Source organism: Desemzia sp. AGC72 (genome assembly GCF_057334175.1).
In genome coordinates this window covers 141,283-158,381 of record NZ_JBHFIG010000021.1, presented here as the reverse complement: position 1 = coordinate 158,381, position 17,099 = coordinate 141,283, and the positions used below count along the sequence as shown (strand labels likewise).

The window sequence follows — 17,099 nt, the reverse complement described above, 5'->3', positions numbered from 1 at the left end:
AATAAAGGAACAGCCATGATACAGCATATTCCTTTACTTTAATGGTTCGATTTATCCAATTTCGTTCCATTCATTTTCATGACATGCATCTTCAGGTTTTTGCGTGATTTCTTCTAACACATGTTCAAAATTCATATTGATATCTGTTCGATATGAACGTTCAACTTTACGAACGAAATGGAAACTGTTCAATTTTTTTTCAAGGGCATCTGCTTCTGAACGATTTACGTACAAGACTACGTATTTCATACGTTTAGAAACATAGTGGATCAAACCTTGTTTTTTTAATGTTTTCATATGTTTCAAACTATATACCCAGACGATCATGCCTTGTCTTTCGTTTACTACTAACTCCATAATGTTCCTCCTGACTATCAGCATTGCCTTCTATCTTTTTCTTCATTATATTATACCTGTCAAATGGTCTATCTACAAACTAATTTCAAAACCGTCATCCAATATTACTAACAGTTCATCACCTTGATAAGTGATTCCGATGCGTCTCATTGAGTCATCCATAAGAATGTCGCGATACTCGGCCAACGTAAACCATTGTAAAGCATAAACTGATGGATCTGTCGGTGCAATCTGATACAATAACCTTACTTTATCCAGATCAATAGATTCTTCTTCTAAAAATGACTGAATAGTAGTTTCATTTAAAGCCTCAAAAGCTTCTATTGTATCTTCTGTTCGTGTTTCTTGGTTATTGCTCTCACCAGCTTCACTCTCATCCACTTCTTCTACAGCAGCCTCATCACTAATGATCAATGCATCTTCGCTAGATTCTTCATATGATTCAGTTTCTGTTTGCGGATTTTGCTCTTTAGATGATTGATGAAATTCAAATAAATCATTCCCTACAGCTTCCAATATCAAACTTTCTTCTAACGGAATCAATCCCATCTTTTCTCGCATGATGTTGATGTATCGAATCGTCTGTTGTGTTCTCACTTTTTCCAAAGCAGCAGGATTTAATAGTTTTACTGGTTCTTGTACTACAGAAGAAAAAGGAGCAAGGTCATATAATCCTGAAGAAAGCAGCTTTTCATTTGTCATATATTGAATACCAATGACCGTATTCGTCTGACTGTCCATGGTGATTATAGCATATGTTTGATTATCAAACGCAATCAAAGGGCGATTGTTCAGCTCATTTTCATTCAGATTGATTTGTATTGACTGATTTTCAAAAGGAACAATGAACTTGGGATGAAATGAAGCGAGCGGGTACATTCCTTCTTGCTCCATCCCCATTTCAAATGGCGGAATTTCTACAGACGTTCCAAGTACCAATACTTCTGTGACGACATAATTTTCTACGATTACTTGTAAATAGTCTGCGCTGTCAGTACCATAGATCCAAATCTCACTCATATCAGACAATTTTTCTACATTCACAGGCTCTCCGTACTCTACTAAAAAATCATCGACAGCTAAACCAACGTAATTTGCAAAACCAACAGCAGGTATCATAGACTGATCTGCGGAAGACTGTGGTAATGTAGAAGATTCACTCTCTTCATTACTGCTGGTTTCTTCAGGCAAAAGAATGGGCTCTTTTTTATCCCAATCAAAAAAGAGAGGGAAGAAATAAGTTCCCATTAGAAAAACTACAAATAATACTAGCGTTTTCCTGAATGTTCTCATTATTCTTTCCCTCCTCTTTATTTTATTTTACGATTGTTTCGATCAATAAATCTCCTGAATCGATCACGTCGCCGACTTGAACATAAATTTGATCGATCACACCATTTGCGGTCGCTTTGATGGTGGTTTCCATCTTCATCGCTTCTGTCGTAATCAATGATTGTCCCTTGACTACGCGATCGCCTTTTTTGACTGAAATATCTAAAACAGATCCAGACATTGTTGCGCCGATATGGTGTTTGTTTGTAGGTTCTGCTTTTCTGCGTAAAGCTTTTGTACTTGTGATACTCAAATCTTTCACTTCTATTTCTCGCCCTTGACCATTTAATTCAAAATAAACCACTCTGATTCCTTCTGAGTTCGGTTCTCCGATTTGGTTCAACTTGATGATCAATGTTTTTCCTTTTTCGATTTGAACTTCGATCGTCTCCCCAGTACGCATACCATGGAAGAACGTCATCGTGTCGAGTAAAGTCACGTCTCCGTAATGATTATACGATTGATCATAATCTAAAAAGACTTGAGGATACATAATATAGCTCAATACCTCTTGTTCAGTAGGCTCTCTGTCGATTTTTTCTTGCAATTCTTTTTTTGTACTATCAAAATCGACATCTTCTGCCAATGTTCCAGGTCTTTGAGTAAACGGCTTTCTGCCTTTAAGGATAATCTGTTGCAATTTCTCTGGAAAACCGCCAGTCGGCTGTCCTAAATTCCCCATAAAAAAATTGATTACGGAGTCTGGAAAGTCGATTTGCATACCTTTTTCAAAAATATCTTCGCTGGTCAATTTATTTTGGATCATGAATAAAGCCATATCTCCCACTACTTTAGAAGAAGGTGTTACTTTAACGATATCTCCAAATAGTTGGTTGACTGCAGCATACATTTTTTTAACGTCATCCCATTGGTTACCTAGTCCAACAGCCATCGCTTGCTGTTGCAAGTTCGTATATTGACCACCCGGCATTTCGTGTTGGTAAACTTCTGTTTGCGGACCGGTCACATTCATCTCGAATTCTTTATAATATCTGCGTACATCTTGCCAATAGTGATCGATTTGTTCTGCATTATCAATATTGATTTGCGGACGTCTTTCACTCGACTGCGTTGCATAATACAAACTGCTCAAGCTTGGTTGGCTTGTACGACTGCTCATCGCACTTGTTGCCACATCCACGACATCTACACCGGCACGGATAGCTTCAGCATAGGTGAAGATCCCGTTGCCGCTTGTGTCATGTGTGTGCAGGTGAATCGGCAAATCAATCGTTTCTTTCAATTCACTGATCAATTTATAAGCCGCCTGAGGTTTAAGGATACCTGACATATCTTTTATTCCGATAATGTGCGAACCTAACTTTTGCAGCTCAGTCGCCATTTCTTTGTAATAGTTAAGCGTATATTTTGTCTGAGCAGAATCTAAGATATCTCCAGTATAACAAATGGTTCCTTCAGCTATCTTTCCATTATCTCTTACAGATTGAATACTTCTTTCCATCTGCGGAATCCAGTTCAGACTGTCAAAGATACGGAACACATCGATCCCATCCACAGCAGCTTGTCGGATAAAGGCTTCGATAGCATTATCCGGATAATTTTGATACCCTACTGCATTAGATCCTCTAAATAACATTTGGAACAAGACATTAGGCATTTCCTTACGCAGTTTTTTCAGGCGTTCCCAAGGATCTTCATTCAAGAAACGGTAGGCCACATCAAAGGTTGCTCCGCCCCACATTTCTGTTGAAAACAATTGCGGCAAACCTTTTTGAGTATCTGCAGCTATGCCCATAAAGTCTTGGGTACGCAATCGAGTAGCCAATAAACTTTGATGCGCATCTCTAAAAGTTGTATCTGTCAACTGCACAGCTGTCTGCTGTTTCAACCAAGAACTGACAGCTTCAGGTCCTTTTGTATCTAAGATTTGTTTCGCACTAACAATCGATTCACTTGGCAAAATCAGTTGTTGAGGTTTGCGCGGCTCATCGTAAAATGCTTTTTGACCATGGCCGATTCCTGGAAAACCATTGACTGTGATATTTCCAATATAGGCCATCGTTTTATTCCCACGGTCGCGCAATTTAGAAAATTGGTACAATTCCGGAGTCGAATCAATAAAAGTCGTTTTAGCATTTCCAGAAAGGAATTCTTCATGCGCAACAACATTTTGCATAAATGGAATATTGGTTTTTACTCCACGGATACGGAACTCTTTTAATGCCCGAATCATTTTTTGAGCCGCTTGCTCAAATGTACTAGCTTGAACACAAGCTTTTACCAACAATGAGTCAAAGAATGGTGTAACTACAGTACCTTGGAATCCGTTCCCTGAGTCTAAACGAATACCAAAACCACCTGGAGAACGATACGTATTGATTTTTCCAGTATCTGGGAAAAAGTTATTCAATGGATCTTCCGTCGTAATTCGGCATTGAATTGCCGCACCAATCAATGGGATGTCCAATTGTTTCGGAATATGAATATCTTTATGCAGATCCAATCCTTGTGCAATCATAATTTGAGATTGTACAATATCGATTCCTGTGATCATTTCAGAGATCGTATGCTCTACTTGGACCCGAGGATTGACTTCGATAAAATAAAATTGATCTTTTTCCAATAAAAATTCTACTGTTCCGGCATTTTCATACTGAACATGAGTCATTAAATCGACAGCAGATTGGCACAATTCCTTTCTTAAATCTTCTGAAATTGATACGCACGGCGCCACTTCAACAACTTTCTGATGTCTTCTTTGAACAGAACAGTCACGCTCGTATAAATGAACAATATTGCCGTTTTTATCTCCTAAAATCTGAACTTCAATGTGTTTTGGATCTTGTATGTAACGTTCTACATAAACTTCTCCACTACCAAAGGCTGCTTTAGCTTCACTCTGCGCTCGGTTGAAACTTTCTTCTACCTCACTAGGATCGTGAACTACACGCATTCCGCGTCCACCGCCTCCAAGTGCTGCTTTTATAATGATCGGATAGCCATATTTGTCCCCGAAAGCTTTTACTTCTTCTAACTGTTCAACAGGACCGTCTGTCCCAGGGATCGTTTGCAGACCGGCTTCTAATGCTGCTTGTTTTGCTTTGATTTTATCTCCAAATATATCTAAATGATGCAATTTTGGTCCAATAAAAATAATATTTTCTTCTTCGCAACGACGCGCGAAGTCGATATTTTCAGATAGAAAACCATAACCAGGATGAATAGCTTGCGAACCTGTATCTTTTGCAATACGAATAATATCTTCAATATCTAAGTAAGCTTCAATAGGTTTCTTTCCTTTTCCTACTAAATAAGCTTCATCTGCCTTGAAACGGTGCACAGATCCTTCGTCTTCTTGAGCATAGATTCCAACTGTTTGAATGTCCAATTCAGTCAATGCTCTGAAAATACGAATAGCAATTTCTCCTCTGTTAGCGACTAGGACTTTTTTCATGTCATCTCTCCTTAGATATTTACTGATTTATAATATGAGTATTTCTTATTTTCTTGCATTCTTTTGTGCAGGTTGTTTCTTTTCTTCTCTTCTTTTCATAGTGGCACTGACATTTAAGACAATTCCTATAGATGCAGATAACACTAATATACTAGATCCCCCATAACTGATAAATGGATAGGTCACTCCAGTAATTGGCATCAATCCTAATATTCCGCCTAAATTGATTGCGGATTGGATCAACATCATAGTAGCCACTCCAATACACAATAATGAACCAAACGGATCCTTCGTTTTTATCCCAACATAGTAAACTCTCACGATTAAAAATGCGGAAAGGAGCAAGACGACTAAAACACCTGACAGACCTAACTCTTCACCTAAAATTGACATGATGAAATCTGTATACGGCTCAGGCAAATAACCTGTTTTTTGTACACTCTCCCCTATTCCGACTCCAAATAATCCGCCTCTATTCAAAGCATAATAGGAATTCACTAATTGCAGACCAGTAGATTCCGATACAGCAAAAGGATCCCAAAATGCTAAAAAGCGATCATATTGATATCCTTCAACGAAAGGGAGTTTTGTTCCAAAAGCTCGAATCAGTTCCATGACACCAAAAATCACCGCGCTCCCAATAACCCCTAAACCAATCCCGAATTTATAAGAAATTCCGCTGGTCAACACCATTACTACTCCAATAGCTAAGATAATGACAGCTCCACCAATATCGGGCTGCAAAATGACAGGAAGAACAATCATCATGATAAACAATAACAATGGGGCTAAAAAAGCATTGACTGTTTCTCGTAAATCTTGAACAAGTCGATCTTGTCTTTTGGAAAAGATAAAGGCAAAATACCAAATTACGACAATTTTTGCAAACTCGGCTGGTTGAAGCCCCCCAAGAGACCCCAAACTGATCCATCCTTTAGCTCCGTTTATCTCTTTTCCAAAGAAGAGCAGATAAATCAGCAGCACCACGATGATGCCTATTGCACTACTAACAAATTTTTTATACTTCAAAACTTCTAACCGAAGCATGAAAATGATAAATCCTCCCAGTAGTCCCACTGTAGCAAATAGTGCTTGCCGAATAAAATAGTATTGTGGGTTGTCCATAGTTTGAAGCGCTACAAAACTGCTTGCACTATAGACCATTAACACACCTATACTGGTTAATAATATATAGGGAATGAGGATATAATAATCCAGATAATTTATTTTTTTCATTTGAGCGGCTAAATTAGCCTTAGCCTCCTCTTCTGATATCTACATTTTTGTTTTTTATTGTAAGTTTTGATACATTCTAGACAGTTCAAAACTGCTGCTGTCTAAATTCACCAATAAAAACATTATAACAACAAAAAGGGCTGGCAACAATAAGACACTTAGGTTAATACCTTTTTTTCTCATTATACAAAAAAAGTGCGGACCAGTTGGCTCCGCACTTTTTCAATAAGAGTTAACTTCTTATTTCATTTTGTTCTTTTTAGCAGCTTTTTCACGTTCACCTTTGTTCAGGATTTGTTTACGCAAACGTACGCTAACTGGAGTGATTTCACAGTACTCATCTTCCCCGATAAACTCTAATGATTCTTCTAAAGTCAATTTACGAGGCGTTTTGATTACGTTTGTTTGGTCTTTATTCGCTGAACGAATATTTGTTTTTTGTTTTTCTTTTGTAATGTTAACAGTGATATCACTATCACGGCTATTTTGTCCAACGATCATACCTTCATAAATTTCAGTACCTGGCTCTACAAAAATCGTTCCACGATCTTCAACACCCATAATACCATAAGTCGTAGCTTTTCCAGTTTCAGTAGAAACTAAAGTACCATTACGACGTCCGCCGATCGTACCTTTGATAACTGGCAAGTATTGATCGAAAGTATGATTCATGATTCCGTAACCACGAGTCATTGATAAGAACTCAGTTGAGTATCCAATCAATCCACGAGCTGGAGCTAAGAATACAAGTTTTACTTGTCCATTACCATTGTTTACCATGTCGATCATTTCACCTTTACGCAAGCTTAGTGATTCAATGATAGAACCCATGTATTCTTCAGGAGTGTCGATTTGAACACGTTCAAATGGTTCACATTTAACACCATCAAAGTCTTTAACGATAACTTCAGGACGAGAAACTTGCAACTCATAACCTTCACGACGCATGTTTTCTACTAAGATAGACAAATGTAATTCTCCACGGCCAGAAACGATCCAAGCATCAGGAGATTCTGTGTTTTCTACGCGTAAAGAAACGTCAGTATGCAATTCAGATAGTAAACGGTCTTCTATTTTACGAGAAGTTACCCATTTACCTTCACGACCTGCAAAAGGTGAGTTATTTGTTAAAAATGTCATTTGTAATGTTGGTTCGTCAATGTGCAAGATAGGTAATGGATCAATGTGGTCAATAGGAGTAACTGTCTCCCCAACAAAGATATCTTCCATACCTGATACGGCAATCAAATCTCCAGCTTTAGCTTCATCGATCTCAACACGGTTTAAACCAAAGAATCCTAATAATTTAGTTACACGGAAGTTTTTAGTCGTACCGTCTAACTTACTCAAAGCAACTTGGTCCCCAACTTTGATCGTTCCACGGAAGACACGTCCAATACCAATTCTACCAACGTAATCACTATAATCTAATAATGAAACTTGGAATTGTAAAGGCTCTTCACTGTTATCGACTGGTGCTGGTATTTCTTTCAAGATTGTTTCAAAAACAGGATCCATAGAAGCTTCTTGTTCACTTGGATCATCTGATAAACTACTTGTTCCATTTAATGCAGAAGCATAAACAACTGGGAATTCTAATTGATCGTCATCTGCTCCCAATTCGATAAACAATTCCAATACTTCATCTACAACTTCTGCAGGACGTGCAGATGGTTTGTCGATTTTATTGATAACAACGATTGGAGTTAATTTTTGTTCCAACGCTTTTTTCAATACAAAACGTGTTTGAGGCATTGTTCCTTCATATGAATCAACAACCAAAACAACTCCGTCAACCATTTTCATAATACGTTCTACTTCTCCACCAAAGTCGGCATGTCCTGGTGTATCCATAATATTAATATGAGTATCTTTGTATTTAACGGCTGTATTTTTAGCTAAAATTGTGATTCCACGTTCTTGCTCAATAGCATTTGAGTCCATTGCACGTTCTGCTAATTGATTATGAGCATCCAATGTATCTGATTGTTTCAGCAATTCATCTACCAAAGTTGTTTTACCGTGGTCAACGTGGGCAATAATTGCGACATTTCTTAGGTTTTCTCTTCTATTCATTAGTATATATTCCTCCAAGACTTCTTCTGAAATCATTTGATCCATTCTGCTCTGCTTTATCGGAGCAAAATACATAAAAAGCTAAACTATTCTTGCTAACGGATGTCTCCGTATATTACTTATTTCTCACTATTTCCAATAATGAAAACGCTATGAAAACGTACAAGGTTCAACTTTCAACTTTCCTAGTGTAACACTTTACAGAGTGTTTGAAAAGAAAAACTTTCTTTTTTTTCATACTCTAGGCTCTAACTTCTTATAATAGACAAAGACTGTTTTATTTTACTTTGTCTCAGCTTTCTTTTTCAGCCAAATGCTGAATAATTTCTTGATGAGCAGCCGGTGTAGCTACAACTACCGGATTCTTTTTCAATAAATCGATTTTTTCGCCGTTAGCTTGTGTGTATATTAAACCAACTTCTTCTGCAATCAATTTTCCAGCAGCAATGTCCCACGGGGCTAGTGAAGCAGCAATATACGCTACTAATCTGCCAGAACTGACATATAATGTTTCTAACCCGGCTGACCCGATCATTCTGACTCCATTACTTTTGCGAGCCACTTGGCGAATAGCCTCATTTTTTCCAGACAACAACAAGCTGCTGATAGCGACCAGACCATCTTTTAACGGAAGATTTTGCACAGTTCCGATAGGTTGTCCATTACAACTAGCTCCTTGACCTTTGATTGCACTGTACAATTCATCTTTCATCACATCATAAATATAAGCCATCTGTCCAACGCCATCTTCATATACAGCTATCATAACAGCAAAGTCATTTTGTTGTTTTACAAAATTCAAAGTTCCATCAATAGGGTCGATGATCCAAACTATCCCATCCAAGTCTTTTATCTCTTCATTGTCACTTTCTTCTGCAAAGATTCGTTCATTAGGAAAATGCTGGCGAATATTTTCGATCAACATTTCCTCTGTTTTCTTGTCCATTTCCGTAACTAAATCATTTCGATTCGACTTCTCTTCTACTTGGATGTTCTTTTCAAAAGAGTCTTTAATTGTTTTCCCAGCTTCAAGCACCCATTGTGTAATCAGTTCATTTCTTTTATTGATTTGTTCCAAACCCATCACCCTTTCTTTTTCATTCCATGACTTAGCATACATTTATATTTATATTTATATTTTTATTTTTATTGTTTTGTTTGTACCCTCTTTTGCAGCTTTGACTACTCGGTACAAAGAATAACCTGAAATATCTTCGAATTTGTTACCCCATCTTTTTTCTTCTCCTTTAGAAGGAATAACTTTTTTAAATAACGCATACTGAGCTAAAAACTCTTCTCTGTCTATTCCAGTTTCATAGGCCAACTCTACTAAACGCCATAGATCTACGACGTTTACCATTTCATCTCGTGTCCAATCATAGTCTAGCGGGTATTCATAACTGTTTTTCATCTTACCAACCTCATTTATTTATTTATTGTCCATTTTTTTCTTCTTTTTCTATTATACCAAAATTTGAGATATATTGCTTTCTTGAACTTTTGATCTATGTAAAATGAAAAAGAGAAACTGGAATCATGATTCCAGTTTCTCTTATAGTGTTTATCCGTAATATACGATAATTTACTTTTTACATATGAATTGGCATTCCTAAAGCTGCTTCAGCTGCATCCATAACAGATTCACCTAAAGTTGGGTGAGCATGGATTGTCATTGAAATATCTTCTGCATTCATTCCACTTTCAATTGCTAAACCTAACTCAGCAATCAAGTCACTTGCACTTACTCCTGCAACTTGAGCACCAACAATAACGTTGTCTTCTTTAGTAACAACTAAACGAACAAATCCTTCAGTTGCGTTTAGAGAAAGAGCACGACCATTACCAGCTAGCGGGAATTTAAATGCTTTAACATCTAAACCTTTTTCTTTTGCTTCTTTTTCATTTAATCCAACGATCGCAATTTCAGGATCCGTAAATGCAACAGCCGGCATAGCACGATAATCAACAGCAACTTTTTTACCAGAAATAGCTTCAGCAGCTACTTTTGCTTCATAACTTGCTTTGTGAGCTAGAGCTGGACCAGGTACGATATCTCCAATAGCGAAGATATGATCTACACTTGTACGTCCTTGTTCGTCAACTTCAACTAATCCGCGTTCGGTCATGTTGACACCAGCAGCTTCTAAACCTAATTCATCTGTATTTGGACGACGGCCTACAGTTACCATTACGTAATCAGCATCGATTGATTCTTCTTTACCGTTTGCTTCATATTTAACTGTAACTCCGTTGTCTGTTTGTACAGCTTCTTTAGCCATAGCACTAGTTACAACTTTAACACCTTTAGTTTTAAAATTCTTTTCAACTAATTTAACAACGTCTTTTTCGAAACCACCTAAAATAGTGTTCATACCTTCAAGAATTGTTACTTCAGCACCTAAGTTAGCATAAGCACCAGCTAATTCACTACCGATATAACCTCCACCTACAACAACTAATTTCTTAGGAACTTCTTTAAGGTTCAAACCACCAGTTGAATCGATTACACGTCCGCCGAATTTAAATCCTTTGATTTCGATTGGGCGACTACCTGTTGCGATAATAGCGTTTTTGAACGTGTATGTTTGTGCACTCATTTCAGTCATTACACGCATGGTATGATCATTGTTGAAATATGCTTCTCCACGTAAAATTTCTACTTTATTCTTTTTAAGCAACATTTCGATACCGCTAGTTAATGTGTTCACTACTTTGTTGTCTTTCCATTCTTGAGTTTTAGTAAAATCAAGAGTGACATTCTCTGTAGTAACACCAAATACTGATGAATCTAAAGCTTCTTGATAACGATGGCCAGCACTGATCAATGCTTTAGAAGGAATACAACCAACGTTTAAACAAACTCCGCCGATATATTCTCTCTCAACGATTGCTACTTTCTGTCCTAATTGTGCAGCGCGGATAGCCGCAACATATCCGCCTGGTCCTGAACCTACAACAACTGTGTCTAATTCTAATGCGAAATCTCCTACTACCATTTAGTTTTCACCTTAACCTTCCATTAATAACAATTCTGGATCTGCTAATAATCTCTTAATGTTGTTCATTGCTTTTTGAGCAGTTGCTCCATCGACAATACGGTGGTCAAAACTTAATGAAAGTTTCATTACACGTCCAACAGCAATTTCACCCTCAGCGTTAACGATCGGTTGTTGCGTGATTGTACCCACACCTAAGATAGCTACTTCAGGGTAGTTGATAACCGGTGTGAACCAGCCGCCGCCAACTGAACCAATGTTACTGATTGAGATTGAACCGTTTCTCATGTCTGCTGCAGCTAATTTACCTTCGTGAGCTTGAGCTGCTTTGTCATTAATTTCATCTGCAATTGTAAACATACCTTTTGCATCAGCATTTTTAACGTTTGGTACATATAGACCGTTATCAGTATCTGTTGCGATACCAATGTTGATGTAGTTTTTATATACAATTTCTTGAGATGCATCATCGATAGAAGCATTCATTACTGGGAATGCTTTAACTGTAGCTGCCAATGCTTTAACTACATATGGTAAGAAAGTAAGTTTTGTTCCTTTTTCAGCAGCAACTGCTTTGAATTTCTTACGGTGATCCCATAATTGAGAAACTTCAACTTCGTCATGCAACGTAACATGAGGAGCAGTGTGTTTGCTGTTTACCATTGCTTTAGCAATAGCTTTTCTTGTTGGTGTCATTTTTTCGCGAGTTTCTGCTTCGCCCATAGAAGAAGTGAATGGTTGTGCAGCTGGTGCAGCTTCTTTTTTGCTTTCTTTTGCTGCTGGAGTTGCGGCAGCTTCAGTAACTTCAGCTGTTTCTTTTTTAGCTGGAGCAGCAGTTTCGCCTGACATAAAGCTCTGCACGTCTTCTTTAGTTGTACGTCCGCCTTTACCAGATGGAGTAACTAAAGCAATATCTACGTCATTTTCACGAGCAAATTGCCGAACTGAAGGCATAGCTAGTACACGTTCGTTGCGCTCACCAGTTTGAGGTGTTGATGGAGCTGGTTTACTTTCAGTTGATGATGCAGCAGAAGTTTCAGCTGCTGGAGTTGATTCGTCAACGTATCCCGGAACATCGATTTCAATAAGGACGTCGCCGACTGTAGCTACTGTTCCTTCTGAAACTAAGATGCTTTTAACTGTTCCAGAAACTGGAGAAGCAATTTCTTCAACTGATTTGTCGTTTTGGATTTCAGCAATTGAATCTTCTTCTTCAATTGTGTCCCCTTCAGCAATCAACCATTTTACGATCTCGCCTTCTGCCATTCCTTCACCAACGTCTGGCATTTTAAATTTGTAGATTGAAGAACCTGTCGAACCAGAAGTTGCTGGATCAGCAGCTTTTTCTTCGTTTGCAGGTGAAGCTGGAGTAGATGCTGCTACGTCTTCTTCTTCATCTTCATGTCCTGGTGCATCGATTTCGATCAATACATCTCCAACAGTTGCTACTGTTCCTTCAGGTACTAAGATTTTTTTGATTGTTCCAGAAACTGGAGTAGCAATCTCTTCAACTGATTTGTCGTTTTGGATTTCAGCAACTGAATCTTCTTCTTGTACTGTATCTCCTTCAGCGACTAACCATTTTACGATTTCGCCTTCTGCCATTCCTTCGCCAACGTCTGGCATTTTAAATTTGAAAGCCATGTTTATTTCTTCCTTTCTCTCTATCACTGTAGTTTTAAACTTTTTGTAAGATGAATAATATGAATGAATGCCTCCTTCCACTTCAATGTTAAAGCCATTCATTCATATTCTATTAAAAATCTTCCGTTTAGAAAAGCAATGACACTTTTAAAATTAGAAGTTTACAGTTTCTTTAACTTGTTCAAAAATATCTTTTGAGTTAACGTTCCAGTCATCTTCAGCTAAACCGAATGGGAAAATCGTATCAGGAGCTGCTACAAATCCAACTGGAGCTTCAAGAGATAACACAGCACGTTGCGAGATTTCAGAAATAACTGTTGGACCTACACCAGCTTGGCGTTGAGCTTCTTGAACAACTACTACACGGCCAGTTTTTTCAACTGAAGCAATGATTGTTTCGATATCTAATGGAGAAATCGTTCTTAAGTCGATGATTTCTGCTGAGATACCTTCTTTTTCTAATTCATCTGCAGCTTTTAATGATTCACGAACCATAGCTCCATAAGTGATAATAGAAACGTCTTTACCTTCCCGAGTAACAGCAGCTTTACCTAGAGGAACAGTGTATTGTTCTTCGGGAACTTCGTCACGGAATGAACGGTAAAGTCTCATGTGTTCTAAGAATACAACTGGGTCGTTGTCACGAATAGAAGCTGTCAACAATCCTTTTGCATCATAAGGGTTTGATGGAACAACAACTTTCAAACCTGGTGTTTGTGTGAACAAACCTTCTAAGTTATCAGCATGCAATTCCGGTGTATGAACTCCCCCACCAAACGGCATACGGAAAGTAATCGGCATAGTACGAGTACCGCCCATACGGTAACGAGTACGAGCTGCTTGAGCTACAATAGAGTCCATTACTTCAAAAATAAAACCAATAAATTGGATTTCTGGTACCGGGCGGAATCCTTGAAGAGCTAAACCAATAGCCATTCCACCAATCGCAGATTCAGATAGTGGAGTATCACTTACGCGATCTTCACCATATTTTTCGCTAAGACCTGTAGTAGCACGGAAAACTCCACCGTTTTTACCAACGTCTTCACCAAAAATCATCACTTTATTGTCTTGTGCCATTTCTTGATCTAGCGCTTCAGTGATCGCTTGAATCATTGTTTTTTGTGCCATGATTATTTACTCTCCTTTGCTTCATACTTCGCAATTTGCTCTTGAGTTACTTGACCAGGTACTTCGTACATGTTTTTCAAGAAACTAGAGATTTTTTGCTTAGGTGCTTTATCTGCTTCTTTAGCAGCTTCTTTGATTTCTTCTTGTGTTTTTTCAATAAAAGCAGTTTCTTTTTCTTCTGACCAAAGACCTTTTTCAGTTAAGAAATTACGGAAACGGATCAATGGATCGCGTTGTGCCCAGTAGTCAATACCTTCTTGATCACGGTAGATTGATGGGTCGTCTCCAGAAGTTGAGTGAGGACCGAAACGAGAAGTAACTGTTTCAATTAAAACAGGACCATTTCCTGCTAAAGCCCAATCTCTCGCTTGTTTAGATACAGCGTAAACTGCCAATGGATCCATACCGTCTACTTGGATACCTGGGATTCCAACTGCAGCTGCTTTTTGAGCTAAAGTTGTAGCGCCTGTTTGTTTTTCACGTGGAGTCGAAATAGCGTAACCGTTGTTTTGGATGTAAAACACGATTGGAGCTTTGTAACGGCTTGCATAATTCAAACCTTCGTAGAAGTCTCCCTGTGAAGAACCGCCATCACCAGTATAAGTGAATGAAACAGCGTTATCGCCATTTAATTTTTGTCCTACTGCACTACCCATTGCTTGGATAATTTGAGCTCCGATAATAATTTGAGGAGGCATCGCTCTCAATGTTTCAGGATAGTTGTTTCCTTCAACGTGTCCTCTAGACCATAAGAAAGCTTGGCTTACAGGTAATCCGTGTTGGATCAATTGTGGGATATCACGGTAACCAGGGAATAACCAGTCTTCTTTAGTAAATGCATAATGACTTGCAAGTTGAGAAGCTTCTTGACCTGCAGTCGGTGCGTAGAAACCTAAACGTCCTTGACGAGCTAAAGCCATTGAACGTTCATGTAACGTACGTGACCACACCATTTTCTCCATTAATTCTACTAACTGATCATCAGTTAATTCAGGCATAATGTCTTCGTTTACGACATTTCCATCCTTGTCTAAGATTTGTACCATTGGATAAGCAGCATCAATTGCACTTAACAACGCTTCATAATCTACAGGTTGTTTATTGTTAGCCATTTATTACCCATTCCTCTCTTTTAAACAGTATAATTTTTTAAAAAATTAATACAGGTTTTCGAAACTGTATCAATTTATTTCGTTTACTATACAAATCTATCATTCTTTACGCTAATTTGCAAGCACTTAATCTAAGGATTATAAACATTCATATAAAATAGAGTAATAACGCTTTCTATTCCTTTTTAAAGCACTATTCTATTTCAGACAAATGAACGTATTCACAATTTAAACAAAGTAAAGCGTTCTCTTTTTTAAGCTGATGCTTATAACTCCACAATTTTTTCGCCATTTTTTCGAATTAAAATCTGTTACACAAACAGATAATCTCTGTACTATTTTTCACACAACTGTACTTGTTTTAAAAACTAAAACAAACTACAAAAAAAAGAAGCGCAACAATTCGCGCTTCTTTTTTGATTAAACGATTCCTTGACTTACCATTGCATTAGCTACTTTATAAAAACCAGCTATATTCGCGCCAGCTGCAAAATCGCCTTCTACTCCATATTCCTTAGCCGTTTCACTGACTTGCTTGTAGATATTTTCCATAATACTTTTTAATCGATGGTCTACATCCTCTAAAGTCCAGCTTAGACGCTGACTGTTTTGAGACATTTCTAGTGCCGAAACTGCTACTCCTCCGGCATTTGCGGCTTTAGCCGGTCCAAACAGCACACCAGCTTCTTGGAATAATTTTGTACTTTCTAAGTCTGTCGGCATATTCGCTCCTTCAGCAACAGCGTACACGCCATTTTCAAGGATGGTACTTGCAGCGTCCTTAGTGATTTCATTTTGTGTAGCACACGGCAATGCTATGTCATAGCTGATTTTATGATTCCACACATTTCCTTCATAGTAAGCAGCGTTTGGATGGTCGCTTACGTATTCAGAAATACGGCCACGTCTATTTTCTTTGATATCTTTTACTAATTCGATATCGATTCCTTCTTCATCAATGATGTACCCGTCAGAATCAGAACAAGCAATTACTACTCCTTCATACTCGTGAACTTTTTCCATGGCGTAAGTTGCTACATTTCCACTTCCAGAAACGATGACGCGTTGTTGTTTAAAACTTTTCTTCGCGTCTTCCAACATAGCTTTTGTAAAATAAACCAGTCCGTAACCAGTTGCTTCCGTTCTCCCGATGCTTCCTCCATATAATAGAGGTTTTCCAGTCAACACACCGTTCAATGAACCGTTCAATTTTTTGTACTGTCCATATAAGTATCCGATTTCTCTAGCCCCTACACCAATGTCTCCAGCTGGGACATCCATATCTGGACCAATGTATTTTTGCAACTCTGTCATCAAACTTTGACAAAAACGCATTACTTCAGCATCCGATTTTCCTTTAGGATCAAAATCGCTTCCGCCTTTTCCTCCACCAATTGGAAGTCCAGTCAGACTATTTTTAAAGATTTGCTCAAAGCCCAAAAATTTCACGATACTTTGATCAACAGTGGGATGGAATCTCAATCCGCCTTTATAAGGTCCGATGGCAGAATTGAATTGCACACGAAAAGCTCTGTTGATTTTTACTTCTCCTTGGTCCGTCACCCAAGGAACTCTAAATTGGATGATTCGTTCAGGCTCTACTATACGACCTAAAATATTCTCTTTAATGAATTCGGGATGTGCTGACAACACAGGCTCAATAGAATAGAAAAATTCATGAACAGCCTGTAAAAACTCGGGTTGCTGAGAATCTCTTTCCTTTACTTCTTGGTAAATCTGCTCAATATATTGCTTAGCCTCTGACATATTAGTCCTCCTTGTTTCATTAAAAAATGATGA

General features: G+C 38.1%; 12 protein-coding genes. All 12 read right to left on the bottom strand.

Annotated elements, in window-relative coordinates; genetic code table 11:
• Positions 1-51: 51 nt before the first annotated feature.
• On the bottom strand, positions 52-357 hold the full coding sequence (locus tag ACE025_RS09705) for a YlbG family protein (RefSeq protein WP_485939480.1): 306 nt from the start codon (positions 355-357) through the stop codon (positions 52-54).
• A 72-nt stretch (positions 358-429) separates the two neighbouring features.
• On the bottom strand, positions 430-1,650 hold the full coding sequence (locus ACE025_RS09700; protein ID WP_485939479.1) for a CAP-associated domain-containing protein: 1,221 nt from the start codon (positions 1,648-1,650) through the stop codon (positions 430-432).
• Between the two features lie 22 nt (positions 1,651-1,672).
• Positions 1,673-5,104: a pyruvate carboxylase gene (locus ACE025_RS09695; RefSeq protein WP_485939478.1), complete on the bottom strand. Its 3,432-nt coding sequence runs from the start codon at positions 5,102-5,104 to the stop codon at positions 1,673-1,675.
• Between the two features lie 45 nt (positions 5,105-5,149).
• Positions 5,150-6,340, bottom strand: a complete 1,191-nt coding sequence (locus tag ACE025_RS09690; RefSeq protein WP_485939477.1) for an FtsW/RodA/SpoVE family cell cycle protein — start codon at positions 6,338-6,340, stop codon at positions 5,150-5,152.
• Between the two features lie 240 nt (positions 6,341-6,580).
• A complete protein-coding gene (gene typA, locus ACE025_RS09685) occupies positions 6,581-8,416 on the bottom strand; it encodes a translational GTPase TypA (protein ID WP_485940089.1) in 1,836 nt (611 codons plus the stop codon).
• A gap of 292 nt (positions 8,417-8,708) precedes the next feature.
• Entirely contained in the window at positions 8,709-9,500 is a 792-nt protein-coding gene (locus tag ACE025_RS09680) for an inositol monophosphatase family protein (RefSeq protein WP_485939476.1), read from the bottom strand.
• Between the two features lie 48 nt (positions 9,501-9,548).
• On the bottom strand, positions 9,549-9,827 hold the full coding sequence (locus tag ACE025_RS09675) for a UPF0223 family protein (RefSeq protein ID WP_485939475.1): 279 nt from the start codon (positions 9,825-9,827) through the stop codon (positions 9,549-9,551).
• Between the two features lie 178 nt (positions 9,828-10,005).
• The gene (gene lpdA / locus ACE025_RS09670) at positions 10,006-11,412 is read right to left on the bottom strand and encodes a dihydrolipoyl dehydrogenase (protein WP_485939474.1); all 1,407 of its coding nucleotides are present in this window, start codon (positions 11,410-11,412) and stop codon (positions 10,006-10,008) included.
• Between the two features lie 12 nt (positions 11,413-11,424).
• Entirely contained in the window at positions 11,425-13,056 is a 1,632-nt protein-coding gene (locus tag ACE025_RS09665) for a dihydrolipoyllysine-residue acetyltransferase (RefSeq protein WP_485939473.1), read from the bottom strand.
• Between the two features lie 153 nt (positions 13,057-13,209).
• Positions 13,210-14,187 (bottom strand): alpha-ketoacid dehydrogenase subunit beta, encoded by a 978-nt coding sequence (locus ACE025_RS09660; protein WP_485939472.1) that lies wholly within the window; start codon positions 14,185-14,187, stop codon positions 13,210-13,212.
• 2 nt (positions 14,188-14,189) lie between these two features.
• Positions 14,190-15,299, bottom strand: coding sequence for a pyruvate dehydrogenase (acetyl-transferring) E1 component subunit alpha (gene pdhA / locus ACE025_RS09655; RefSeq protein ID WP_485939471.1), 1,110 nt, complete (start codon positions 15,297-15,299; stop codon positions 14,190-14,192).
• A 420-nt stretch (positions 15,300-15,719) separates the two neighbouring features.
• Complete coding sequence (gene gdhA / locus ACE025_RS09650) at positions 15,720-17,066, bottom strand: NADP-specific glutamate dehydrogenase (protein WP_485939470.1); 1,347 nt, start codon at positions 17,064-17,066, stop codon at positions 15,720-15,722.
• Positions 17,067-17,099 lie beyond the last annotated feature (33 nt).

Coding starts and splice junctions, on each gene's coding strand:
- ACE025_RS09705 (WP_485939480.1), bottom strand. CDS start 357: ATGGAGTTAGTAGTAAACGAAAGACAAGGCATGATCGTCTGGGTATAT.
- ACE025_RS09700 (WP_485939479.1), bottom strand. CDS start 1,650: ATGAGAACATTCAGGAAAACGCTAGTATTATTTGTAGTTTTTCTAATG.
- ACE025_RS09695 (WP_485939478.1), bottom strand. CDS start 5,104: ATGAAAAAAGTCCTAGTCGCTAACAGAGGAGAAATTGCTATTCGTATT.
- ACE025_RS09690 (WP_485939477.1), bottom strand. CDS start 6,340: ATGAAAAAAATAAATTATCTGGATTATTATATCCTCATTCCCTATATA.
- typA (WP_485940089.1), bottom strand. CDS start 8,416: ATGAATAGAAGAGAAAACCTAAGAAATGTCGCAATTATTGCCCACGTT.
- ACE025_RS09680 (WP_485939476.1), bottom strand. CDS start 9,500: ATGGGTTTGGAACAAATCAATAAAAGAAATGAACTGATTACACAATGG.
- ACE025_RS09675 (WP_485939475.1), bottom strand. CDS start 9,827: ATGAAAAACAGTTATGAATACCCGCTAGACTATGATTGGACACGAGAT.
- lpdA (WP_485939474.1), bottom strand. CDS start 11,412: ATGGTAGTAGGAGATTTCGCATTAGAATTAGACACAGTTGTTGTAGGT.
- ACE025_RS09665 (WP_485939473.1), bottom strand. CDS start 13,056: ATGGCTTTCAAATTTAAAATGCCAGACGTTGGCGAAGGAATGGCAGAA.
- ACE025_RS09660 (WP_485939472.1), bottom strand. CDS start 14,187: ATGGCACAAAAAACAATGATTCAAGCGATCACTGAAGCGCTAGATCAA.
- pdhA (WP_485939471.1), bottom strand. CDS start 15,299: ATGGCTAACAATAAACAACCTGTAGATTATGAAGCGTTGTTAAGTGCA.
- gdhA (WP_485939470.1), bottom strand. CDS start 17,066: ATGTCAGAGGCTAAGCAATATATTGAGCAGATTTACCAAGAAGTAAAG.